Below are 21,583 nucleotides of genomic sequence, written 5' to 3'. Positions count from 1 at the left end.
CGCCGGGTGCGATCGGCTCAGGCGCGGCGACCCAGCGCGGCCAGAGTGCGCGTCTGCCGGTCGGCGTCGTCGGGCACGTTCAGCGCCGGGCCGCAGACCCCGTCCATGCGCAGCGAATCACCCAGTTGCGCAATGACGGCGTCGAGCAGGTCGAGGTCGGTGTCCGGGATCGTCTCGTCGAGGCCGGCCGCTCGGGCGATGTCCCAGCCGTGGACCACGAGGTCGAAGCAGTAGAAGGTGCGCATCGTCGCGGCCAGATCGGTGCGCCCGAAGTGGCCGTCGTACTCGAGCGATGCCTTGGCGGGGTCGTCGAGGATCGCCTGCACCGCGTCGCGGGTGTGCCGCCACGCCGCGGCCGGATCGACTGTCGTGGACGGGCCGTCCGGGATCGCCAGGCCGACGACGCCGACCATGTGGGCCTGCGTCTCGACGGTGTGGGCGACGACGTCGCGCGTGGTCCAGCCGTCGCACGGCGACGGGGCGTCCCAGCGGTCGGCCGGCACCGCGTCGACGCGGTCGGTGAGTGCGGCGGCCAGGCGCCGGTACAGGTCCGGGGTGGATTCGGTGGTGATCATGCGGCTGATTCTCCGTTCGTCGCGGTGGTGCGGTCTTGTACGGATCGGACGCCCGGGTCGAGCACCGACGCCTCGCCGTGCCAGTCGGGCGCCTCGCTGTCGAGCAGCGCTGTGGGAGTCATGGAGGCGATGCGGCGGCACTCGCGGGACAGGTGCGCCTGGTCGCTGAAGCCGGATTCGGTTGCGAGAGAAGCGAGGCCGCGGTGCCGTCCGGTGCGAGCCAGCGCCATGAACCGCTGCAGGCGCAGGATCGCCCGCAGCGTCGACGGCCCGTACCCGAATGCGTCGTTGCAGCGGCGGTGCAGTTGCCGACTCGTCATCGACGACGCGTCCGCCAGGCTCTCGACGCTCCACGATCGGGAGGCCAGCGCCGACGTGATCCGGGCCGCGAGCGGGTCGGGCTCGTGTTGCGCGGTGAGCCACTGCCGGCCCGTGTCCTGCAGGATCGTCAGCCGTTCGGGGGTGTCGGCCGCGTGCTCGAGCCGATCGATCAGGACTCGTTCGGCCGCCGAGCCGAGGACGTCGTCGAGCGAGACCCGGATGTCGCGGATCTGCGCGGCCGACGTGCGCAGCACGTGCGGCGCCGCCCCCGGGCGGAACCGGATGCCGAACGACTCGCTGCCCGGCGGCAGCGTGAACGACCACGCCGCCGTCTCCGGCCCGCACACCCGGACGCCGACTCCCGCGATCCACAGCACGTCGACGCAGCCGTCCGGCACCAGCAGGTGTCGGCCCTCGGCGTTCGCGGACCACGCGCACACGAGCGCTCCAGACAGGTCCGGCGCCACGGGCGTCGGCGTGTACCACCCCATGACGCTCAGGGTAGGGGTGACCACCGACAATCCGCGCCCGGAACGGGCCGGACTGGACACACGGACGGGAGTAACGGCATGAGAAGAATCCTGGTGATCTCGTTCGCCGCAGTCGCGGCGGGCGCCGCGCTGGTCGGTTGTTCCGACAGCGACGACTCCGGACCCGTCCCGTCGTCGACGACGATGCCGTCCACCGTGCCGTCGGCGGGCCCGGTGTTGACGACGGGGGAATCGAGCATCGGTCAGGTCGTCGTGAATGTCGACAACATGACCGTCTACGCCTACGACCGCGACGAACCCGGCACGAACGCGAGCGCGTGCGACGCGGTGTGCCTGCAGATGTGGCCGCCCGTGACGACCGACGAGTCCCGGCCCGAGATCGCGGGCGTCTCCGGCGTGATCGGCACCATCCCCGGCCCGCAGGGCGGCAAACAGGTGACCGTCAACGGGATGCCGCTCTACCTCTTCGCGGGCGATCCGCGGCCCGGTTCCGTTGCGGGACAGGGCATGGACAACCTGTGGTGGGCACTCAACCCGGCAGGGGAGAAGATCACCAATGCTCCGGGTGGGTGAGCGAATCCCTCAGCGGTCGGCGTCGTCTCGGAGTTCCCGGTAGCGCCCGAGCGCATCCTCGAGCTCCGGCGTTCCGGCCAGGTGAAGCCGCGAGGCCATTCCCTCGAAGTGCAGACCCGCGTCGTGGTGGGCGTGCACGAGTTGGGTCGCGAGCACGTCGTGATCGCCTTCCCCGCGGACCCCGATCGAGAGCTGCCACAAGCGGGAATCGGGAGGGAGTGGCTGCGGGCGGCACCGGGCGTTGCGTCGGGCGTCTCCGACCGCGCGCGGATCGGTGATCGGAATCGGCCCGAGGATCTCCCATTGCCCGATCGGTGCGAGGAGTTCGGCGAGGACCGAACGAAGCGCCGTGACGTAGTCGGCGGGGTCGGGGACGTAGACCTGCAGGATGTGTTCGACCAGGTCCTCGGGGTGGAAGGGTTCGGGCGTTTCGGGTTCGACGTCCCAGACGCTGCCACGGTAAACGCCGGTGCCGCCGACCGGGCCGAGGTCGGTGGCGGTCGATTCGACCAGGCACAGCATTGGGTGGCCGTACAGGCCCGTGAGCCGCGCCTGGCGAGCGAACACGTCCAGGATTCCCCGCGCAGTGCGCGGATCGATGCCGAGCGGAGTCTCGAATCCGGCGATCGCCAGGACGGTTCCGGTGGTCTCCGGATCGCTGCCGAAGATGTAGGTGCCGACGTCGGCGAAGACGTCGCTCATCGCATCGAGGCTGCCGCCGTAGGAACGGTCGTAGGACATGCTCTCGGCAAGCGCGTCGTACATGTCCTCGACCGAGGTCCAGTCGCGGGCATCGATGCTGTGCACCAGGTAACCGAGGCCGCCGAGCCGGTCGCAGGCGCTGTCGAGCTGGAAGTGGGTGTCGTAGCGGAACACCGTGCCGTTCTGCAGCAGGGTCCAATCGAAGCGCTGCCGCTGCACGGCGAACAGGTCGTGATCGGTCGGGTCGAACAACGCTCTCCGCACCATGCGGCGAGCGTATCCGCGGCTTTCGCAGAGCACCTACGCAAAAGGAAAAGCCCCCGGTGACAAGTCACCGGGGGCTTCCCGTGGCGGAGGATAGGGGATTTGAACCCCTGAGGGCGTTAACCCAACCCGCGTTCCAGGCGAGCGCCATAGGCCACTAGGCGAATCCTCCGTGGGGGAGCCTACCTGTTGGAGGGGTCGGAATGCCAAACGGGGTCCCCGGGAGGGGTGGATCACTGCGATTCCCGATCGTCCGGTTACACTCGTAGACGGATCCCGCGCGGCGCGCATCCTGTGAACTCCCCCAGGGCCGGAAGGCAGCAAGGGTCAACGGGCTCTGCCGGGTGCGCGGGGTCCCCTATCTCTTCCCGTCCCCGACCGGTCGTGTCGGTGAAAGGCCGCCCAGATGCCTGTGCAAACCCAAATCGGGTTGATGAGCCATGAAGAACTTCGCGCCGAACTCGAGCGTCAGACCGCGAAGTACGAGCAGCTCAAGGCGGAGAAGCTGAAGCTCGACCTCACTCGTGGCAAGCCGGCACCGGAACAGTTGGATCTGTCGAACGGTCTGCTCGCGCTTCCGGGTGACGGCGAGTTCCGGGACAGCGACGGCACCGACTGCCGCAACTACGGCGGCCTGACGGGTCTGCCGGAACTGCGCGCGATCTTCGGCGAGCTGCTCGGCATCCCGACGGCGAACCTGATCGCCGGCAACAACGCGAGCCTCGAGATCATGCACGACACCATCGTGTTCTCGCTGCTGCACGGCACCCCGGATTCCCCGAAGCCGTGGTCGCAGGAATCGGTGATCAAGTTCCTGTGCCCGGCGCCCGGCTACGACCGCCACTTCGCGATCACCGAGTCGTACGGCATCGAGATGATCGCCATCCCGATGCGCGACGACGGCCCGGACATGGCGAAGGTCACCGAGCTGGTGGCGTCGGATCCGCAGATCAAGGGCATCTGGTGCGTTCCCACGTACTCGAACCCGACGGGTGCGGTGTACTCCGAGGACGTCGCCCGCGCCCTGGCGTCGATGCCGGCCGCGGCCCCCGACTTCCGCATCTACTGGGACAACGCGTACGCGGTGCACCCGCTGGTCGAGGAGTGCGCGCCCGCGCTCGACATCCTCGGCATGGCGGCGGAGGCCGGCAACCCGAACCGTCCGCTGGTGTTCGCGTCCACGTCGAAGATCACCTTCGCCGGTGCCGGCGTGAGCTTCTTCGGTAGCTCCGCGGCCAACCAGGCCTGGTACCAGCAGCATCTGGGCAAGAAGAGCATCGGCCCGGACAAGATCAACCAGCTGCGTCACCTGCGCTTCTTCGGCGACGCCGCCGGTGTCCGCGCCCACATGGACAAGCACCGCGAGATCCTGGCGCCCAAGTTCGCGAAGGTGCTCGAGATCCTCGACGAGCGTCTGGGGGCGACGAAGGTCGCGTCGTGGACCGAGCCCAAGGGTGGCTACTTCATCAGCCTCGACGTCGTCGACGGCACCGCGAAGAGGGTCATCGAGCTCGCGAAGGACGCCGGCATTGCGCTCACCGCGGCCGGTTCCGCCTTCCCGTACAAGCAGGACCCCGAGGACAAGAACATCCGCCTCGCCCCGAGCTTCCCGTCGATGGACGAGCTCGCCAAGGCGATGGACGGCGTCGCGACCTGCGTGCTGCTGGCGGCCGCGGAGCACGCGCTCACCAAGCAGTAATTCCCCGAACACGACAGTGGCCGGTCACCTCGCGGTGACCGGCCACTGTGCGTTTCCCCCCGTCGCCGCTGCTACGACAGCGCTGCCACGATCCGGTCGACGACGTTGTTCGCGCTGTAGAAGTCCAGGCGGAAGCTGTCGAAGTCGAGCGGGTAGACGGCGCCGCGCTGCACCGACGGTACGGCGGCGAGCGTCGGGTCGGCCTTCAGTTTGTCCGCGCCCGGCTGCTGCGCGTTGATGATGAATGTCGTCGGCCCGGTCAGCGCGAGCGGCAGGTTCTCCATGTTCACCGCGACGATGTCCGATCGGCCGGCCGCCGCGCCGGTGCCGGTGATCTCGGCCGGGAGCGAGGCGACCGTGAGGCCGAGGCGGGTGGCGAGACGGCCCTGCGCCGACTCGGCCGTGAAGATGCGCGAATCCTCGGGCGAGTTGTAGGTGAGGATGTTCACCGGGGCGGCGCCGTTCTGCAGCGCCGGCGCGATGACCTGCTTGGCGTCGTCGACCTTGGCGTCGAACTCGGCGAGCAGTTCCGTCGCCCGATCCTCCTTGCCGACCGCGGCGGCCAGCTGGGTCGTCAGGTCCTGCCACGACTTGTCGGAGTAGTCGAACAGCAGTGTCGGCGCGATCTGCGACAGGGTCGCGACCTGCTGTGCGGCCGAGTCGGCGCCGCTGGTCGAGACGACGATGAGGTCGGGCGCGGCCGCGGTGATCTTCTCGACGTTCGGCGCGCCCTGGTACAGGACCTCGACGTCACGTTCGGCGGCGACATCGGCCCACTGTGTGAACAGGCCCTGATCGTCGGTGACCGTGCTCTTGGGCTGCGCGCCCGTGCCGATCACCGGTGCGTCGAGCGACAGCAGCGATCCGGTGAGCGTGACGCTGGTGGACACGATGCGCTGCGGCTGGGCGTCGAGTGTGACCGGGCCCGTGGCGGTTTCGACGGTGCGAGGCCATTCGCCGGACTGCGCGGTGGTGGCAGCCGAGGCGTCCGTGGACTCGTCGTCGGACGAGCAGGCGGCTGTCGTCAGCCCGATTGCGAGGGCGCCCAGGGCGACCGCGATCCGGGTACCGGCCGAGCGCCGACGCAGGGTTGTCGATAACAAGGGGGCTCCTCCTGAGGGGTGGGTGGCCCGACCCTACTATTAGGAAAGCGTCACCTAAGTAAGGGGTACCTATGTCGAGCATCACATCGGTCGATGACCTGCAGCGTCGTCTGCGGGCGGAGGGTGCGCCGCTGATCGATCCCGGACCGCCGGGGTTCGTGACCGCGACGTTCGTCTGGCACGCGCCGGAGGGCTCGCCGGTGCGGCACGTGTACCTCGAGGCCAACGGCATCACCGATCGTCGGGATCCGGACGCGAATGCGCTCTGCCAGCTGCCCGGCAGCGATCTGTGGGTGCAGCCGCGGGAGGTGCCCGAGCAGTGGCGCGGCGGCTACGGGTTCCTGCCGCGCACTGAGCCGATCACCGAACCTGCTGCGGGGCAGACGGAATGGGAGTGGTGGCGCGGGGTGCTCGCCGACCTCGTCACCGACGAGCTGAACCCGCTCCCGGTCGTGACATCGATGGGACTGCCCGCGCGCTCGGAGGCGGTGATGCCGGGCGCCTCGCCGCAGCGGTGGTGGGTGCACGGAGCGGCGCCGCGCGGCCGCATGACCGAGGAGGGGCGCTCGCTCGCCGGCGTGGATCGGAGCATCTGGTTCTACGAGCCGCCGGGACTCGTCGATCGGGAGCGTCCGGTGCTGATCGTGTTCGACGGCCGGGTGGCGGCGGTCGAGATTCCGCTCGCACCCGCCCTGGATCGGCTCGGGGAGCGTGGCCACCGGGTGCCGCTGGTGGTGATGATCGACAGCATCGATCCCGGGCTGCGCTCGCGCGAACTGCCCTGCAGCCCAGAGTTTCTCGACGCGCTCACCGGCGACCTGCTGCCGTACCTGCGCGAGCGGTGGGGTGCGACCGGCGATCCGGCGTCGGTGCTGGTCGGTGGTTCGAGCTACGGCGGGCTCGCGGCCACCTTCGCGGCGTTGCAGGCGCCCGATCACGTCGGCGGGGCGGTCAGCCTGTCCGGCTCGTTCTGGTGGCCGCGGCCCCCGATGGCGGGACGGTCCATCCAGGATCGGCTCGCGCAGGCCGACTCGAGCGGATCGCGTTTCTGGATGGCGGCCGGACAGCTCGAGCCCCGACTGATCGAGGAGAATCGCGAGGTTCGGGACTTGCTGCGGTCCAAGGGTTTCGATGTGGACTACCGCGAGTTCTGCGGCGGTCACGACTACATTCAGTGGCGCGATCTGCTGGTCGAGGGGGCGTCGGCGCTGCTGGGCCGCGCCGACGCCTGAGCTTCGGTCAGATTCCGGCCCGGTCCCCGGCGTGCGCCGACCCGAGCCAGGTGTGCGGGTTGCCGTTCCAGCACCAGCCCAGCTTCGGCCTGCGGTCGCTGATCCACAGGGCCGGCACCCGCTTGTCGCCGCAGCGCGACGCCGACAGCGAGAAGCACTTGTTCTTGCGGAGCATGTCGGGCCGGGCGGTGATCAGCGCGATGCCCTCGGCGATGGTGAGCGGGCTGCGGCCGTTCGCGGTGATCTTGACGAGCGCGTCCTGCGGGGTGACGTTGAGGAATTCGGATCCGGTGTCGACGTCGAACAGCAGGTAGCCGGGGCCGTCGGGGACGTCGACGCCCTCGATCGGACGGAACGTGGTGAGTTCGCCGGCCTCGAGCACGGTGAACCCCTGTCTGCTGCCCAGTGCGGTGCGGGCCATCGCCTCCTCGGCCGGAATCCCGGACGGAACCAGCACGAATGGGACGTGGTCCTCATGCCGGACCACATCGGCGTCGGGGCGGGCGGCGACGATGTCACGCAGCGGAGCGAGCCCCTCGCGGAAAGACTCCTCGGTGGTGCCCGCGAGGGCGGGGTAGCCGAGGGCGACGAGGTGGTCGAGTTGGCGATCGAATTCGGTGATGGCGTCGGACACGGGTGAATCCTTTCGACGGCGGCGGAGGGTTCAACGCGCGGTCTCCGGCATTGGTTCCCGTTCCGGCGGAAAGCTGACATACTCCGGCCAGGGTCGCCGCGCCGGTCGCGGCGGGTTCGAAAGTGGTGAGTGCCATGGCCACCCCGGCCGTTGTCGAGGGGCGTCGTGTGCCCGCGACGTCGACGCGTCGAGCGGGCTGTCTCGACGTCTTCCTTCTGGCCCTGAACATTCCGGGCGACTCGGGCGCGCAGGTCGATTCGTGTCCCGGCGCGGGATCCGCACCGTTCCTGCCGGCGTCGAACGACGATCCGGTGAGCGCGTCGCTTCCGGTGAACCTGCTCGCGGTGCGGGAGTGCGTCGAGTTCACGGGAGACCCACTGGTACTCGGAAAAGTCTCCGCGCCAATCCATGTCGGACCGCCCGCGCACTGCCTGTCGCTGTGGGAGGTGCCCGGGCACGGGGTCGTACTCGCGTGCGAGGACTGGACCGCCGACCCGGTCGAGGGGCTCGCCGACTGGCGTGGGAGCGGCATCGACAGCGCGGTCGACCGGTTGCTCGCGCCGTTCGGGCTCACCGCGGACGCGCGTCTGCACGAGGTCTTCCCGGATCTCGATCCCGCGCTGCCGAACCTGCGGTTGTCCGAGCTGGTCGCCGATACCGGGCACGAACGCGCGTCGGCCGGACTGGTCGTCGAGGTGCGCGGGGACGGCGGCGATCGGGTCCGTCAGTGCGTCGGCGGGCCCGGAACCGACGCCGCGGGGTGGCGGTGGGAGCGCCTCGCCCTCGCCGAACGGCCCGTGCGTGACGGTGCGGCCATCGCCGTCCGGGAGGACGCCGGCGCGATCCTGTTCGACCTCGAGGCGACCGCCGCCGATCACGACCACGACGTGTTCGGTGTGGCCGAGATGATCCGGGCCCTGGTGCCGTGGGTCGCGGTCCGGGCCCGGCACGCCGCCGACTACCGTCTGGTGCTCGACCATCTGCGTGACCACGACGTGCTCGAGGACGCGCGCCTGCTGACGGCGCTCGACGACGTCGCCGCGGTGCAGGCGCGGCGCATGGAACGGGTGCTGCTGGCCGCCGAGGCGCGGCACGACGGGGAGTCGCTCCCGCGGATGTCGCCCGCCCAGGTGCGGACGGCGCTGGTGCGACGGCTGTCGACGGAGATGACGGCGCTCGACGCCGAGCTGGGGGAGGCGACCCGGGTGATCGAGCGGGCTCTCCTGCGCAGCGCCGAACGTCGCGGGCACCGGCATTCCCGGATCGCGCAGGCGTGGACGGTCGCGGCCGGTGTCATTGCCGTGGTCGCGGTGTTCGCCGCGCTCGCGGCGGTGCCCGCGGTGGATCAGCCGACGCTGTTCGGGCACTGGCTCGAGGCGCTGGCCGCGACGATCGCGATCACCGCGGGCGTCATCGTCGTCGTGGTCGCCTGGCGGCGTCCGCCCGGCCGGTGACGGCGATGGTGCCTGCGACGCCCGCGTGGATGGCAGGATCGGGGCATGGCACTCACGCTGAACCTCGTCGGTGACCCCGAGGCGGACGCCCTGCTGGCGTCGGACCCGCTCGCGCTGCTGATCGGCATGCTCCTCGACCAGCAGGTGCCGATGGAGACCGCCTTCGCCGGCCCGAAGAAGCTCGACGACCGGCTCGGTGGCCTCGACGTGCACAAGATCGCCGAGATGAGCCCGGAAGACTTCATCGCGGTGTGCGCGCAGCCGCCGGCGGTGCACCGGTTCCCGAAATCGATGGGGGAGCGGATCCAGTCGCTGTGCGGCTACATCGTCGAGCACTACGACGGCGACACCGCCGCGATCTGGACGTCGGGCGATCCGGACGGCAAGGAGGTGCTCAAGCGGCTCAAGGCGCTGCCCGGGTACGGCGACCAGAAGGCGCGAATCTTCTTGGCGCTGTTGGGGAAGCAGATCGGTGTCGAGCCCGAGGGTTGGCGCGAGGCCGCCGGATCGTACGGTGACGAGGGCTCGCGCCGGTCGATCGCCGACGTCGTCGACCGGCAGACGCTCCTCGAGGTGCGGGAGTTCAAGCAGGCCGCCAAGGCCGCGGCGAAGGCGGCGAAGGGGAAGTAGGCCGTCCACTCGGATTTCGAAGGCAAGGGATTCCATGGCGCACGTGCAACGTTTCGACCACGTCGGGATCACCGTCGCGGACCTCGACGCGGCAACGGCGTTCTTCGTCGGGCTGGGTCTCGAGGTGGAGGGCACCGGGTCCGTGGAGGGCGAGTTCGTGGAGACCGTGTGCGGCATCCCCGGCGCACACTGCAACATCGTGATGCTGCGGGCGCCCGGCGGTGGGTTCCGGCTGGAACTGTCGTCCTTCGTCACGCCCGATCACGTGCCCGGATCACCGACGGCGATGGCCAACGAGCTCGGGCTGCGCAACGTGTCCTTCGAGGTAGGCGACCTCCAGGCGGCCGTCGACGCGGTCGCGGTCGACGGGTACGGGCTCGTCGGCGGCATCGGCGAGTACCAGAACAGCGTGCGGATGGCCTACGTCCGTGGGCCCGAAGGGATCATCGTGTCCCTGTTCGAGCAGCTGCGCTGACGCGCAATCAGCCAGGGTCAGCCGGGCGGTGCGAAGAACTCGAGCGCGATGCCGTCCGGGTCGCGGAAGGACAGGCCCGAACCGTAGCCGGCGGTCTTGATGCCGCCGTGCGCGATGCCCAATTCGTCGAGACGGTCCCGCCAGAAGTCGAGTTCGCCGGTGGTGCAGGCGAATGCGATGTGGTCGAGGCCGATTCGGTGTTCGTCGAAGCCGCCGCTCGGGGGCTCGCCGATGTGGGTGTGCAGGCCGAACATCGTCCCGCCTCCGAGCACGAACACGGCGTGGTGGAAGGCGCCGGATACCTCGTCCTCGTCGAGCACCGGTGGTGAGCCGAACAGTCGGGTGTACCACTCGGTGCTGGCGGCCATGTCGGACACCGTGACCGCGATGTGGGTGAGGGCTGGGAACGGCGCCATGACGCACCTCTTCCTCCGGATGCATTGGTGCCACCAAGCCTATCGCCGCCCGGTATGTGCCGGGGCGGTGTTTGCACATCGACCTCCTCCGTTCGGTCGAAGGGCTAGGCGACCGGCGAGGCTGCCGCATCACGTCGGGTGGTTCAGCGAGATGTCCCCGGGCTCGACAGATGGGACTCGAGCAGGCGAATCATCGAGTCCCGCAGGGCGACGCGACTCAACGGATCGCCCGGTCGGGCGATCTCGTGCAACGTGAAACCGTCTATCAGGGCGACGAACTGGCGGGCCGGTAGCTCGGGATTCTCGACGCCGAACAGCTCCAGAGCGCGTTCGGTGGCCTCCTCGATCACGCCCATGATGCGATGGACCGGCTCGGCGAGTTCGGGTCGCCGTCGCGCAGCCAGGTATGCCTCGAACTGCGCGACGGAATCGTCGTTGTCCTGCCCCGTGACGAGTTCCACCAGGGCCTCTGCCAGTTCGTCCCGGCCAACCGTCTCGGACCGGGCTTCGGTGAGCAGCTTGCCCACCTTGTCGGTGACCGCGTCCGCAATCTGCGTGATCGCCGCATCGATCACATCGGGGACCGATTCGAAGAAGTAGCTGGTCGTGGAGGCGGGAAACCCTGCACGGTCGGCGACAGCTCGGAATGTGACTCGCTCGAGCCCCTTCTCGGCGATCACTGCGATTGCCGCAGCGACGAGTTCCGTGCGCCGTTCGCGTCCGCGTGCGTAGTGCGAGCGACGTGAGGAATTCATGGATCGAGAATACTGATCCACCAAAGTCTGGCCATTTGGCCAGACTTTGTTCTAACGTGGCTCCACGCGACGGTCGGTCGGTGGGGCATCGGTCCGGTCTCGACGTCCTGCGGGACGAATGCGAGTTGTTCAGAGTCGAGGATCGGAGAAGTGACCATGGCATCGACAACCGATGTGATCGTGGTCGGTGCAGGGTTGGCGGGGCTGACGGCAGCCCGTCGACTCGTGGACGCAGGACTGACCGTGCAGGTCGTCGAGGCGCGCGACCGGGTCGGTGGCCGCACGCTCAATCACGACCTCGGCGACGGCCGGATCGTCGACTCCGGCGGCCAGTTCGTCGGCCCGACCCAGGACCGGGTCCTGGCGCTGGCCAAGGAACTCGAGGTCGAGACCTTCTCGACCCACGATCAGGGGCTCAGTACCTACGTCAAGAACGGCACGGCCCGGACGTTCACCGGTGACGTTCCGCCGGACCCCGCCGCACTGGCCGACGTGGGCGCGCTGATCCTCCGGGTGAACCGGGCCGCCAGGTCCATCCCGGTCGACGAGCCGTGGAACGCGCGTGGGGCGAGCGCTCTCGACTCGCAGTCGCTGACGAGTTGGATCCGGCGCGGCGCGGTCACCGACGGCGGACTGGACCTGCTCAACGTCCTGCTGGGATCGGCATTCGGTGGGACCGCCACCGACGCGTCCGCGCTGTTCGGCCTCTCGTACGTCGCCGGCGCGGGCAATGAGTACACCCCGGGCACCGTCGAGCGGATGATCGGTGTGCGTGGGGCAGCGCAGGATTCGCGGTTCCACGGCGGTGCCCAGATGCTCTCGCTGCGGCTCGCCGACGAGCTCGGGGATGCGGTGGCGCTCGGCGAGCCGGTGCGGAGGATCGAGCAGGACGGACGTGGCGTGCGGGTGTTCAGCGACAACCGCCAATGGACCGCGAGTCGGGTGATCGTCGCCGTGCCCCCCGTGCTGGCCAGCAGAATCTCGTGGGATCCGCTGCTCCCGGCCCAGCAGGACGCACTCTTCTCACGCATGGCCCTCGGCACGCTCTGCAAGATCGAGGCAGTCTATCCGGAACCGTTCTGGCGCAAGGACGGACTGTCGGGTCAGGGCGTCTTCCGGGATCCCACCTCGCCGGTGTGCTCGATGTTCGACAACTCCCCACCGGACGGTGGCCCCGGCATTCTGATGGGCTTCGTCGGCGGCGCCCAGTGGCGGCGATGGGTGTCGCTCCCGGCCGGTCAGCGCCGGGGAGCGGTGCTCCGGGCCTTCGCCACGGTCGTCGGGAAGCGGGCGCTCACACCGGTCGAGTGGATCGAACAGGACTGGACCAAGGAAGAGTGGACGCGTGGCGGCCCGACGTCGGTGCTCGCGCCCGGCGTGGTCACCGAACTGGGAATGTGGCGCGACGTGCCCTTCCTGCGAGTGCACTGGGCCGGTGCGGAGCACTCGCCGTACTGGAACGGGTACCTCGACGGTGCCGTCCGTTCCGGTGAATCATCTGCAGCCGAAGTCGTTGCTGCCGAGGGAAAGATGTGATCATGCCCAATCGTTTTGTGATCAGCGCGCAGCGCGTTCTCGCCGCCACGCTCGACGAGGTGTGGGAACTGACGTCGGACACCGGGCGCTACGGAGACTGGGTGGTGAGCGTCCGGGAGGTGACCGCGCACCACGGCCCGGCGACCGTCGGCAAGTCGTACCGCGAGCGGGTCGCCTCGGTCGGTCCGCTGACGTCACGCGCCGAGTGGACCGTCCGGACGCTCGAGCCCAAGACGCTCCGAATCGACTCCGCGGTGGGGCTCGCACCGCTGCGCGACGTAGTCAACATCTTCCGGTTCGAACCGGTCGGTGACGCCGCGACCACGATGACCTACGAGCTCCACTTCACGCTGGGGCCGGCCCCGCTCGGCGCCCTCGTCCACAAGATCCTCGGTTCCTCGATGGCCGCCGATTTCGACAAGTCGATGCGCAAGCTGGAGACGGTCATCGTGTCCGAACGTCCGACACAGCAGGAACTCCGGGAAGGGAACGAAGTCCGATGACGACAACGAAGGCGACGGATTCGGTGCAGGCGATGATGTTGGGCGTGCACGTGCTCGACACGCTGGTGCGTCCGGTGGAGAGCATTCCCGAGGGACAGGACGGCGCCCTCGTCGAACAGATCGCCATCTCGCCGGCCGGAACAGCGGGTGGGACGGGCCTCGTCCTGTCCCGTCTGGGAGTGCAGGTGCGTGCCGCCGGCGCGATCGGCGACGACGTGGTGGGCGAGATGCTCACCATGCTCCTCGAACGCGAGGGCGTCGACACGTCGCTGCTGCACAAGGTCGCCGATGCGCAGACCTCGGCCTCTGTTCTTCCCATCCGTCCGGACGGCTCGCGGCCGGCACTCCATGTGGTGGGTGCGAATCAATTCCTCGGCGAGCATGTTCCGTGGGACGAGCTGGCGGGTGCCGACTTCGTGCACCTGGGGGCGGTGGAGTTCTACGGCGGCGACCTCGGTGCGCGGATCCTCGAGCGGGCACACGAGCACGGTGCGATCACGTCGGCAGACAGCCTGGCGCAAGGCCTGCCCGGAGTCCTCGACTACATCCGAGCGGCGTTGCCGCACATCGATTATCTCCTGCCGAACGACGAGCAGGTGATCGGATGGACCGAGGCGTCGTCGTTGCGGGAGGGGTGCGAGCGGCTGCTGGAACTGGGCGCACGGTGCGTGGTCGCGACGGCGGGGGCGGAGCCGACGATGGTCGCGACCGCGGACGGCATCACCGAGGTGCCGGCGTTCCCGGTCGATGTCGTCGACACCAGCGGGTGCGGTGACGCGTTCTCGGCCGGATTCCTGCGCGGCATCTCCCTCGGCCTGGACGTCTTCGCCGCCGCCGAGTTCGGCAACGCCACCGCCGCGCAGACCGCGCAGGGGCTCGGCAGCGCCTACGGGACCTACGACGCGGACACGGTGCGCGAGTTCATCGCGGCCCGGCGCTCGGTCGGGGATCTCGCATGACGAGTGCCGGTGACTTCACCGAACTGCGCGCGTCGGTCGCCGAGACCGCGCGTCAGGTCGCCGCGCGCGGACTGGTCCTCGGAAGCGCCGGCAACGTCAGTACCCGCGACGGCGACGCGGTCGCGGTCACCGCGAGCGGCGTGCACCTGCTCGACGCGACCGTCGACGACATCACCGTCGTGGACCTGGACGGCCAGCTGATCGAGGGCGCGTTGCGCCCGACGACCGAACTCGAGATGCACCTCGGCATCTACCGGTCGACATCGAACGGCAGTGTGGTCCACGCTCATTCGACGTCGACCGTCGCGCTGTCGTTGGTGGCCGACGAGCTGCCCCCGGTGCACTACCAGCAGCTCCTGCTCGGTGGTGCCATTCCGGTGGTGCCGTTCGCGGCGTTCGGGAGCGAGCAACTCGCCACGTCGACGGTCACCGCCCTGGCGCACCGCAACGCGGCGATCCTGGCCCATCACGGCTCCGTGGCGGTGGGCCAGTCGCCCACCGAGGCGCTCGACCGGATCGTGCTGCTGGAGTGGCTGTGCGAGGTCTATCTCCGCGCCGCGGCGGTGCAGCAGCCGCGCGCGCTCACGCCGGCCGACCTGCAGTCGGTGATCGAGATGGCGATCGCGACGCAGTACGGGGAGAAGCGCCGCGTGTGAGCAGCGGGCGCGTCAGCCGGGCGGTGCGAAGAATTCCAGTGCGATGCCCAATTCGTCGAGACGGTCCCGCCAGAAGTCGAGTTCGCCGGTGGTGCAGGCGAATGCGACGTGGTCGAGGCCGATCCGGCGTTTGTCGAATCCGACGTCCGGGGGCTCACCGGTGTGGGTGCGCTGGCCGAACATCGTGCCCCCCGCCGCGCACGAACACGGCGTGATGGAAGGTGCCGGATTCCTCGTCCTCGTCGAGCACCGGCGGCGACCCCAGCAGGCGGGTATACCAGTCGGGTGCTGACGGCCATGTCGGACACCGTGACTGCGATGTGGGTGAGAGCTGGGAACGGCGCCACGACGCACCTCTTCCTCCGGAACGCCTACAGAGAGGAGCGGAGGGCGCGAGAGGCGGTGCCGCTGGCCTAGGTCCGCGCCACGAGCTCGTCGGTACCCCTGCGCAAAGCTCCCGGGTGAAGGTCGCGATCGCGCGGGCCGCCGGGATCCTCGCGGGCGAGCCCGGCGCTGAGTCGCCAGGGAAGCCGCAAAGGCGACGCCGGTCGGGGGACGGCGACGATCAGCTGTCGATGAGGTGATACGTCAAACCCGCTGTCTACCAGCCGAGTTGACATAAGATTGATTATCGGCGTTTGAATTCGAGTGGCTGACAGTTGGTTCCGACGACGCCAGGGATCTGTTGCTCTAGGGTTCCGGCTCATGCAGAGATTGTTTCGTTTCTCCTTCGAACTTCAGGCTCCTCTCACTATGCAGCAGGCCAATTTGGTACTGCCCGCAGTCCGTGCGCTGATGAAGCGAGAGGGGCTGGAGCCGAATTACGGACAGCTCGAACCCGAGGGCGAGGATCAGTGGATGATGTCCGGCTGGACTGCCGATCTCGACTACGACGTATTCCTGGATCGCTATCCGGGGGGGTCGTTCCCTTGGCATGCCGGTCTTGACTACCAGGTATACCTGGAGCGTAATAGGGAAATGTCGTTCGAGGATTGGCAAGAGTCGGTGCAGGAAGCCATAAAGCAGATAGTGGCGGAAGCGAATCCGGCGGCGTGGGCGTCCTGTGAGTGGCGCTACTCGGATGACGAGGACTTTACAGTCCTCGTCTATGAGGACGCTCACGACGAGTGATGCGCTCGGTCTTTGGGTTGTCGTCGTCGTGGGTCGGGACCACAGCCAGTCGACCTAGGCAGGAGGTGGCCGCCGAGCCCTGACGCCGGGATCGAGCTGTAGCCGACGGCACCGCGGCCGCGTTCAGGAGGAGCAGTCACTGCCCGCCGGCACCGGTCAGCGCCGAACGCTGCCGCCACCAGATGACCGCCGAGGCGGCGAGCGCGGCTGCGCCGATCCCCGCTGCGACCAGGCCCGCGCGGTTCGCAGCCTCGCAGCCGGGTAGAACGAACTCAATGACGTCCGCGGTACGCCTCACTCGGCGTCCGATTGGACAGTGCCTGGTGTGGCCGGATGGCGTTGTAGATGTGCCGGTAGCGGTGGACTTCCATGTCGAGGGCGTCGCCAACAGCGAGGGTGACATCGAGGGTCGCGGTGCCGACACTGTTGGCGGCGGTGACCGTGAAAGTCGATGAGTCTGTCGTGGTGGGGGTTCCGGAGAGCACACCATCCGTCGAAAGGTCGAGGCCGTCGGGCAGGGTGCCGGTGGTGACGGTCACGGTGGGGGCGGGTTGCCCGGTGACGGTGAACGTGTGGCTGTAGGGCTGGCCGACGACCCCGGCAGCAGGGGTTCCGGTGAGGGTGGGTGCCTGGTCGATCGCGATCACCGACACCGTGTTGCTGCCCCCTGCCACATTCAGCGGTCAGAACCGCGCCACTCATCGCTGAAAGTCACAGATGTCGTGCGCCGTGTTGGCGGCGAGGGGGCTGGCATCGCGTGCGCGGTCTTGGGGCGATGGAGCCATCACGTCCCTGTTCGTGCCGGCATCAAGGTATTGCGGTACCCAACGGGTACCGCAATACCTGACGGCACGAACGCTGAAGCCTCGAACCGAACCGACCTCGCACAGCGCCGCCACGATGCCCGACAGCTCGTCTAGCATCTGCGCTTCCTCGAGGAGAACGTCGTCGGGCCGGCACTCGTGAAGGACGCCCTCCTGAGTGGCCTCAGCCAGTCCGAGACAGCGAAGCTGCTCGGGATGAGCAAACGGACCGTGAACCAGAACGCCCGCCGGCCGTACATGGAATACGCGACAGTGCGAGACGAGCGCGCCGCGGAACGTCGGAGCCTGAGCTCTGCGTTCCTGTCGTACGTCTGGGGATCGGAGGACGCGGCGCGGACGGCCATCGAGCGATCCGTCCAGTACGACCGCGAGCGGCTCCTCATCGAATCGGACTGACCGATGGCCTACCCAGGATCGCCCCGGCAGAACGGTCGGTGAGAGTCCTTCAACGGCCGCTTCCGCGATCAGTTCCTCAAATGCGAGCAATCCGGATAACGTCTCGGTGTAGAAATGTTTCGCTGCTATAGATTTTTCTCATTGTCGGTGATGGTCACCGCCGTCTGGAAGGACCTCATGATCCGCTTCCCACTCCGCACTGTCACCGTTCTGTCGGCCTCCGCCTTCGCCGTGGCCGGAATCGGGCTGGCATCCGCCACCACCGCGTCCGCCGTCACGATTGAGTCGGGCCCCACGGCTAACTACATCTCGTTCGAGGATCTCGCCGAGGGGCACTTCAACGTGATCGACAACCTCACCGACCAGATCAACGACGCGCTACCGGGCGAGGAGGAGTGGGTGTTCGCGGTGAACAAGCGTGGCCCGCGCTCGGTGATCGGGATCTGGAATCCGGCCACGCGTTCACAAAACACGCTGATGGTCGAGTGCGATCCGACGGTTGACACCTGGGATTCGTACCTGCGCGGGTCCTGCTCAGGCAACGAGGAATCACTACTCCCCTGAGAACTGGCCATGGATCCTCGGGGTCCTTAACTAATTGCACTGTGGGGGTACGGCACCTGCGATAGTGACCGGATGCCGCTGGAACTCCGCTCACTCATTCGAGGCATGGATCGAATGTCCATCGAAACGTGGGATCGAATTAAGCTCGGCGACCGCGCGAAGCTCAAGTTCCGCGAGGACTCGATCACCGAAGAACTTCTATTCAGTCTCATGCGGGCGCACCCTCAGCTCGCAGTCAAGCGCTTCAACCAGTATGAGGAGAAGTCGACTGGCGCGGACTGGGAATGGTGGGTGGGGTCTCGAAATCTCGGATGGTTTCGCTTACGAATCCAAGCCAAGCGAGTTCACGGGGGAGTCACCGCAGATGGCGATCGTCGCCCGGGACACCAAGCACCCGGGCGAGATCCATGCTGGCGATTCCCGGTCGGCGGCGTGCTGCCGACTCGATGCTTGCCGCGAGAGTCTGTGGCGTTTCGCGACCACACCCTCGAGGTGGTGCTCGCGGGCCAGCGCGAGCATCCGGTCGCCGTCGACACCGGTCCAGAACGGCGGCACCTGCACCTCCCGCCCCGTCAACGCGAGGCCGTCGAGCAGCGCACGTCGCTCGAGAGATGGCAGGCCGGTCGTCGATTCACCGTCGAGGGCAAGGAGGTCGAAAACGGAGTAGGTGACAGGAAAGTCTTTGCGCAGCTGCATCGTCGGCCGCAGCACGTGCATTCGGCGCTGCAACCGGCTGAACGATGGCCGGCCTTTCGCGTCTAGGGCGACGACCTCACTGTCGAGGATCACGTCGTGGCTGTTGGCGGCGTCTGCGATCGGGGTGGTGAGTTCCGGGAACGCGCCGGTGATGTCGTTGCCGTTGCGGCTGAACAACCGGACGTACCGCCGCGATCTTCGGTGACGGCGCGCTGTCCGTCCCACTTCATCTCGAACGCCCACCCCTCACCGGCCGGTGACTCGCCGAGCGTGGCCAGCATCGGCGACGGGGGAGCCTTCGCGGCACTCATATCCCAGATTGTGCGCGGCCCACCCGACCGGCGTGGCGAAACGACAAAGCATGCTGCGGGCCGTGTGGAGCTGGCGCATCCGACCACATGGTTCCTGGTGCGTTGCCCGCCGTTACGTAAGGGCATGAGCCACATCGAGTTCCCTCGCATCACGCGGTCAGCGCGCGGGATGCAGACGGCGCTCATGCAAGCCGTCGCGGAGTCAGCCGCCCTAAACTCGGCGGCCCGGACGTGCCCGGTGAGGGGATTGCCGCAGTGACCCGCACGAGGCGCCGACTGGGTGGGCTCCGCTTCTCCTACGACCTGGACGTCCTGCTACACGTCGGGGGATCGATCTCGTCAACGGAGGGGGCCGCCGGGCTGCGGAACCCGCGCGTCGCGGCCGCGAAACGCTCCGTGACAGCCCGGACATCCACATCGGTCGTACTGATGTGGATGTCCGGGGTTCTTCTCCGAGCGCGGTTCCAACCCGCTGTCCTGTACGACGATCGCCAGCTAGTTGTAGTGGTAGAACTGCACCACATCTGGATTCTGCAGCGGACCGTAGATCGTCACCCCGGCGACACCATTCCCACGCGCGGCCTGATCGATGTACTGCTGGGCCACATACCCGAACAGGGGAGGCAGCAGCGGGCCCACGATGCGGACCTGCGAGAGCAGCACAGCCTCACCGTGATTGACCTCGATCTGAGTGCCGCCCGGAACGGGCTGCACCGTGAACGCCGAAGAAGTGCCGGAGCCGAGCGCCAGTGCAGCACACACGCCCGCCGCCGTAGCAGCGATCTTCAATGTCGTCTTCATGGTCCCCATCTGAGAATCCTCCTATCCCCGCCGCCGCGAATCGGCGGCGCGGCTGACATCACCACGCCGCCGGAACCGAAATCACTCGGACGATCCAGTTGTGAGGCAAATCACTGGCATGTCGCCCTGCTGGGTAGCCGGCGGACGGGACTAGGACGGCCCACTCGGAGTAGGCCTGGGTCTCGTGGCGGTCGAAGAGGAGCCCACCGGCGATGAGGATGATGGCCACGGCCGCGAGGCCGGCGAGGGTTCGGCGTGCTGTCGTGGTCATCCCGGGATTGTCACACGAGGTCAGTTCGCCTCGCGGCGTGCAGCTTCCAGACGCTGGCGGCGCCGGATCCGGCGGTCGCGGCTCGCTTCGCCGTTGAATATCTTTGACGGCGGTTCGAGGTCGAACGGTGCGCCGGCCAGGCGAAACTCCCCTATCTCGACGAGGAACCGATCGACTGCGATCCGGATCAACTCACCCGCGCGACGACCCACCGCGCGAGGGTGTCGAGTCGGACAGCCAGGTCTTCGCCGAGGTGCATGGCCATCACCGTCGAGAACGCTGGTTGGGTGGCGTGATTGTGCTTGCGCGAGTGCACTTGCTAAAGATGGCCAACGCATGGCGGCTTGCCAGGATCCGCCGCGGGCGGCTCACAGAGTCGGCATCGCCGCGTAGAAAGCTGCCGAGGCGTTTTCCGGACAGCGCGGGCATCGGCGCGGCAGGCTAGAGCAGTGCCGTTGACAGCTGTCCATCCCGCAGCCGGGCTTGTCGATCTCACCCTTGACGGCTCGAAGGGGAATCAAGCCAACCTGCTCGGCACGAAGGCAGCGTCGAGCTCCGGTGGGCTGATCTGCACAAGGCACGTACTCGGCCGCCGCTGACGTGTCGTGAATGTGGACATGGTCTGCACGCGAAAGTGTCCCGGTCCGGGATGCGGTTCTTCGCCCACGACCCCGGTGCCCCCTGGTGTGGCCTAGCCGGGGAAAGTTTGGCGCACCGCCTTCTCAAGATCGAGCTTGCCTCGGCAAGCCGAGCCGCAGGCTGGCATGCCGAGTTGGAGGTTCCTGGCAACGGCTGGCGCGCCGACGTCTTGGCGACCAGTCCCGACGGCGACCGGCGGATGGCCTGGGAAGCGCAGCTCGCCGTCTCGACGGCCCAGGATCTCGCAGCCCGCACCGCGGCGATGGCGGCCGACGGCGTCACGGTGTGCTGGGTGACCGATAAGGACCGGCCCTTCCTCGGGCATGTCCCGAGTATTCGGATCAAACCGGGGGGACGTCGTGACCGAGGAGGCAACGTCGGGCAACTCGAATCGTGGGACATCCCCGATCGTGATCGACGGGCTAGGGGCCTTCGTGCCGGAATGGTGCGAGCCGCGCGGCGCGTGCAGCATCTGGGCCCAGCACGGCTACTACGGCAGGGACGAGGGCCCGTGCCCTGGCCACGGCACCTGGGGGCGCCCAGTCGGCTTGCTGGCATTGTCGGCCTTCGTCGGCCATGTGCACCTCGGCGGCGAGAGCCGCGTCGTGTTGCGCCTGGCAGTAGTCCGAGTACCCGGTGACGGTCCCGTCGGACCAGTACGTCTCGATCGGCCCCATCCCATTGGCGCGGCTGCCCCTGAGCGTGGCGGCGCTACTCGTGTCATCGGCGTGGAGCCCCCTGCCCGGCACCGAGTGGTTGCTCGTCGCGTTGGTACTCGGATTCGTCCTCGGCACAAAGATCTTCCACACCCTCAACCAGGATCGCTACGAATCATCCGTGCTGTCACTCCTGATCGTCGCCGCGCTGGTCTCCTCCGTCACAGCATTCAGCTAGCCTCCAGCCGAAATCTGATCTACTCCCCGCGCATTCATCGCCCTCCCGCAACCTCTGCCACCTTCTTGACGCAAGACA

The 21,583-nt window shown here is 68.2% G+C and carries 28 protein-coding genes, 1 tRNA gene, 1 other RNA gene and 2 pseudogenes; 17 read left to right on the top strand and 15 right to left on the bottom strand.

Annotation, left to right across the window (positions count from 1 at the left end):
- Positions 1–17: 17 nt before the first annotated feature.
- Positions 18–575, bottom strand: a complete 558-nt coding sequence (locus tag LCL87_RS16095) for a TIGR03086 family metal-binding protein (RefSeq protein ID WP_225021333.1) — start codon at positions 573–575, stop codon at positions 18–20.
- Positions 572–1,387, bottom strand: a complete 816-nt coding sequence (locus LCL87_RS16090) for a helix-turn-helix transcriptional regulator (RefSeq protein ID WP_225021331.1) — start codon at positions 1,385–1,387, stop codon at positions 572–574. The genes LCL87_RS16095 and LCL87_RS16090 overlap by 4 nt, the downstream gene beginning before the upstream one ends.
- 78 nt (positions 1,388–1,465) lie before the next feature.
- Here LCL87_RS16090 and LCL87_RS16085 point away from each other — a divergent pair, with 78 nt between their 5' ends.
- Positions 1,466–1,960, top strand: coding sequence for a hypothetical protein (locus LCL87_RS16085; protein WP_225021329.1), 495 nt, complete (start codon positions 1,466–1,468; stop codon positions 1,958–1,960).
- 9 nt (positions 1,961–1,969) lie between these two features.
- Here the strand turns inward: LCL87_RS16085 and LCL87_RS16080 are convergent, their stop codons facing one another.
- Positions 1,970–2,929, bottom strand: coding sequence for a barstar family protein (locus LCL87_RS16080; RefSeq protein WP_225021328.1), 960 nt, complete (start codon positions 2,927–2,929; stop codon positions 1,970–1,972).
- An 81-nt stretch (positions 2,930–3,010) separates the two neighbouring features.
- Positions 3,011–3,098, bottom strand: a tRNA-Ser gene (locus LCL87_RS16075).
- A 96-nt stretch (positions 3,099–3,194) separates the two neighbouring features.
- On the opposite strand from LCL87_RS16075, the gene ffs reads away from it, so the two are divergent.
- Both ffs and LCL87_RS16065 read left to right on the top strand, forming a co-directional pair.
- Positions 3,195–3,289, top strand: an RNA gene (gene ffs / locus LCL87_RS16070) — signal recognition particle sRNA small type.
- A 43-nt stretch (positions 3,290–3,332) separates the two neighbouring features.
- On the top strand, positions 3,333–4,625 hold the full coding sequence (locus LCL87_RS16065; protein WP_510850784.1) for an aspartate aminotransferase type Ic: 1,293 nt from the start codon (positions 3,333–3,335) through the stop codon (positions 4,623–4,625).
- A 71-nt stretch (positions 4,626–4,696) separates the two neighbouring features.
- On the opposite strand, the gene fepB is transcribed toward LCL87_RS16065, so the two are convergent.
- On the bottom strand, positions 4,697–5,728 hold the full coding sequence (gene fepB, locus LCL87_RS16060; protein WP_225021324.1) for a Fe2+-enterobactin ABC transporter substrate-binding protein: 1,032 nt from the start codon (positions 5,726–5,728) through the stop codon (positions 4,697–4,699).
- A gap of 71 nt (positions 5,729–5,799) precedes the next feature.
- Between fepB and fes the strand changes: the two genes are divergently transcribed.
- Positions 5,800–6,960 (top strand): enterochelin esterase, encoded by a 1,161-nt coding sequence (gene fes, locus LCL87_RS16055; RefSeq protein WP_225021322.1) that lies wholly within the window; start codon positions 5,800–5,802, stop codon positions 6,958–6,960.
- 7 nt (positions 6,961–6,967) lie between these two features.
- On the opposite strand, the gene LCL87_RS16050 is transcribed toward fes, so the two are convergent.
- Positions 6,968–7,594 carry a DUF5701 family protein gene (locus LCL87_RS16050; RefSeq protein WP_225021320.1) on the bottom strand — a complete coding sequence of 209 codons (627 nt, stop codon included), beginning with the start codon at positions 7,592–7,594 and terminating at the stop codon, positions 6,968–6,970.
- 134 nt (positions 7,595–7,728) lie between these two features.
- Between LCL87_RS16050 and LCL87_RS16045 the strand changes: the two genes are divergently transcribed.
- The 3 genes from LCL87_RS16045 to LCL87_RS16035 are packed head-to-tail and all read left to right on the top strand — an operon-like array spanning position 7,729 to position 10,153.
- A complete protein-coding gene (locus LCL87_RS16045) occupies positions 7,729–9,048 on the top strand; it encodes a hypothetical protein (RefSeq protein WP_225021319.1) in 1,320 nt (439 codons plus the stop codon).
- 45 nt (positions 9,049–9,093) lie between these two features.
- Complete coding sequence (locus LCL87_RS16040; protein ID WP_225021318.1) at positions 9,094–9,678, top strand: HhH-GPD-type base excision DNA repair protein; 585 nt, start codon at positions 9,094–9,096, stop codon at positions 9,676–9,678.
- A 34-nt stretch (positions 9,679–9,712) separates the two neighbouring features.
- On the top strand, positions 9,713–10,153 hold the full coding sequence (locus LCL87_RS16035) for a VOC family protein (protein WP_225021316.1): 441 nt from the start codon (positions 9,713–9,715) through the stop codon (positions 10,151–10,153).
- 17 nt (positions 10,154–10,170) lie between these two features.
- Here the strand turns inward: LCL87_RS16035 and LCL87_RS16030 are convergent, their stop codons facing one another.
- Complete coding sequence (locus LCL87_RS16030; protein ID WP_225021313.1) at positions 10,171–10,569, bottom strand: VOC family protein; 399 nt, start codon at positions 10,567–10,569, stop codon at positions 10,171–10,173.
- A 143-nt stretch (positions 10,570–10,712) separates the two neighbouring features.
- Positions 10,713–11,324, bottom strand: coding sequence for a TetR family transcriptional regulator (locus LCL87_RS16025; protein WP_225021311.1), 612 nt, complete (start codon positions 11,322–11,324; stop codon positions 10,713–10,715).
- Positions 11,325–11,480: 156 nt separating this feature from the next.
- On the opposite strand from LCL87_RS16025, the gene LCL87_RS16020 reads away from it, so the two are divergent.
- The 4 genes from LCL87_RS16020 to LCL87_RS16005 are packed head-to-tail and all read left to right on the top strand — an operon-like array spanning position 11,481 to position 14,978.
- Complete coding sequence (locus LCL87_RS16020; protein ID WP_225021309.1) at positions 11,481–12,860, top strand: FAD-dependent oxidoreductase; 1,380 nt, start codon at positions 11,481–11,483, stop codon at positions 12,858–12,860.
- Between the two features lie 2 nt (positions 12,861–12,862).
- Positions 12,863–13,363, top strand: coding sequence for an SRPBCC family protein (locus LCL87_RS16015; RefSeq protein ID WP_225021307.1), 501 nt, complete (start codon positions 12,863–12,865; stop codon positions 13,361–13,363).
- Positions 13,360–14,322, top strand: coding sequence for a PfkB family carbohydrate kinase (locus LCL87_RS16010; RefSeq protein WP_225021305.1), 963 nt, complete (start codon positions 13,360–13,362; stop codon positions 14,320–14,322). The genes LCL87_RS16015 and LCL87_RS16010 overlap by 4 nt, the downstream gene beginning before the upstream one ends.
- Complete coding sequence (locus LCL87_RS16005) at positions 14,319–14,978, top strand: class II aldolase/adducin family protein (RefSeq protein WP_225021303.1); 660 nt, start codon at positions 14,319–14,321, stop codon at positions 14,976–14,978. Before LCL87_RS16010 ends, LCL87_RS16005 begins: the two co-directional genes overlap by 4 nt.
- A gap of 12 nt (positions 14,979–14,990) precedes the next feature.
- Here LCL87_RS16005 and LCL87_RS16000 read toward each other — a convergent pair.
- Positions 14,991–15,325: pseudogene (locus LCL87_RS16000) on the bottom strand (VOC family protein).
- 358 nt (positions 15,326–15,683) lie between these two features.
- On the opposite strand from LCL87_RS16000, the gene LCL87_RS15995 reads away from it, so the two are divergent.
- On the top strand, positions 15,684–16,109 hold the full coding sequence (locus tag LCL87_RS15995) for a hypothetical protein (protein WP_225021301.1): 426 nt from the start codon (positions 15,684–15,686) through the stop codon (positions 16,107–16,109).
- A 136-nt stretch (positions 16,110–16,245) separates the two neighbouring features.
- On the opposite strand, the gene LCL87_RS15990 is transcribed toward LCL87_RS15995, so the two are convergent.
- Together LCL87_RS15990 and LCL87_RS15985 are read right to left on the bottom strand one after the other, a co-directional pair.
- On the bottom strand, positions 16,246–16,407 hold the full coding sequence (locus tag LCL87_RS15990; RefSeq protein WP_225021299.1) for a hypothetical protein: 162 nt from the start codon (positions 16,405–16,407) through the stop codon (positions 16,246–16,248).
- Positions 16,382–16,783, bottom strand: a complete 402-nt coding sequence (locus LCL87_RS15985; protein WP_225021297.1) for a putative Ig domain-containing protein — start codon at positions 16,781–16,783, stop codon at positions 16,382–16,384. Before LCL87_RS15985 ends, LCL87_RS15990 begins: the two co-directional genes overlap by 26 nt.
- Positions 16,784–17,128: 345 nt before the next feature.
- On the opposite strand from LCL87_RS15985, the gene LCL87_RS15980 reads away from it, so the two are divergent.
- The 3 genes and pseudogenes from LCL87_RS15980 to LCL87_RS25925 form a co-directional block, all read left to right on the top strand.
- Positions 17,129–17,329 (top strand): hypothetical protein, encoded by a 201-nt coding sequence (locus tag LCL87_RS15980; protein ID WP_225021295.1) that lies wholly within the window; start codon positions 17,129–17,131, stop codon positions 17,327–17,329.
- 141 nt (positions 17,330–17,470) lie between these two features.
- The gene (locus LCL87_RS15975) at positions 17,471–17,893 is read left to right on the top strand and encodes a hypothetical protein (RefSeq protein ID WP_225021293.1); all 423 of its coding nucleotides are present in this window, start codon (positions 17,471–17,473) and stop codon (positions 17,891–17,893) included.
- Positions 17,894–17,965: 72 nt separating this feature from the next.
- Positions 17,966–18,184, top strand: a pseudogene (locus LCL87_RS25925) (DUF6615 family protein); the annotation flags it as partial.
- A gap of 30 nt (positions 18,185–18,214) precedes the next feature.
- Here LCL87_RS25925 and LCL87_RS15970 read toward each other — a convergent pair.
- The 4 genes from LCL87_RS15970 to LCL87_RS15955 form a co-directional block, all read right to left on the bottom strand.
- The gene (locus LCL87_RS15970; RefSeq protein WP_237692254.1) at positions 18,215–18,766 is read right to left on the bottom strand and encodes an ATP-dependent DNA ligase; all 552 of its coding nucleotides are present in this window, start codon (positions 18,764–18,766) and stop codon (positions 18,215–18,217) included.
- Between the two features lie 629 nt (positions 18,767–19,395).
- Entirely contained in the window at positions 19,396–19,710 is a 315-nt protein-coding gene (locus LCL87_RS15965) for a hypothetical protein (RefSeq protein WP_225021289.1), read from the bottom strand.
- A gap of 49 nt (positions 19,711–19,759) precedes the next feature.
- Complete coding sequence (locus LCL87_RS15960; protein WP_225021287.1) at positions 19,760–19,972, bottom strand: hypothetical protein; 213 nt, start codon at positions 19,970–19,972, stop codon at positions 19,760–19,762.
- 20 nt (positions 19,973–19,992) lie between these two features.
- Complete coding sequence (locus tag LCL87_RS15955; protein WP_225021285.1) at positions 19,993–20,184, bottom strand: hypothetical protein; 192 nt, start codon at positions 20,182–20,184, stop codon at positions 19,993–19,995.
- A 437-nt stretch (positions 20,185–20,621) separates the two neighbouring features.
- On the opposite strand from LCL87_RS15955, the gene LCL87_RS25920 reads away from it, so the two are divergent.
- Positions 20,622–21,251, top strand: coding sequence for a competence protein CoiA family protein (locus tag LCL87_RS25920; protein ID WP_510850783.1), 630 nt, complete (start codon positions 20,622–20,624; stop codon positions 21,249–21,251).
- On the top strand, positions 21,248–21,505 hold the full coding sequence (locus tag LCL87_RS15950) for a hypothetical protein (protein WP_225021283.1): 258 nt from the start codon (positions 21,248–21,250) through the stop codon (positions 21,503–21,505). Before LCL87_RS25920 ends, LCL87_RS15950 begins: the two co-directional genes overlap by 4 nt.
- Positions 21,506–21,583 lie beyond the last annotated feature (78 nt).

The organism is Prescottella equi (assembly GCF_020171745.1).
In the GTDB taxonomy this organism is placed as follows: domain Bacteria; phylum Actinomycetota; class Actinomycetes; order Mycobacteriales; family Mycobacteriaceae; genus Prescottella; species Prescottella equi_A.
The sequence above is the reverse complement of the archived record's forward strand: the minus strand, read 5'-3'. Positions and strand labels throughout refer to the sequence as shown.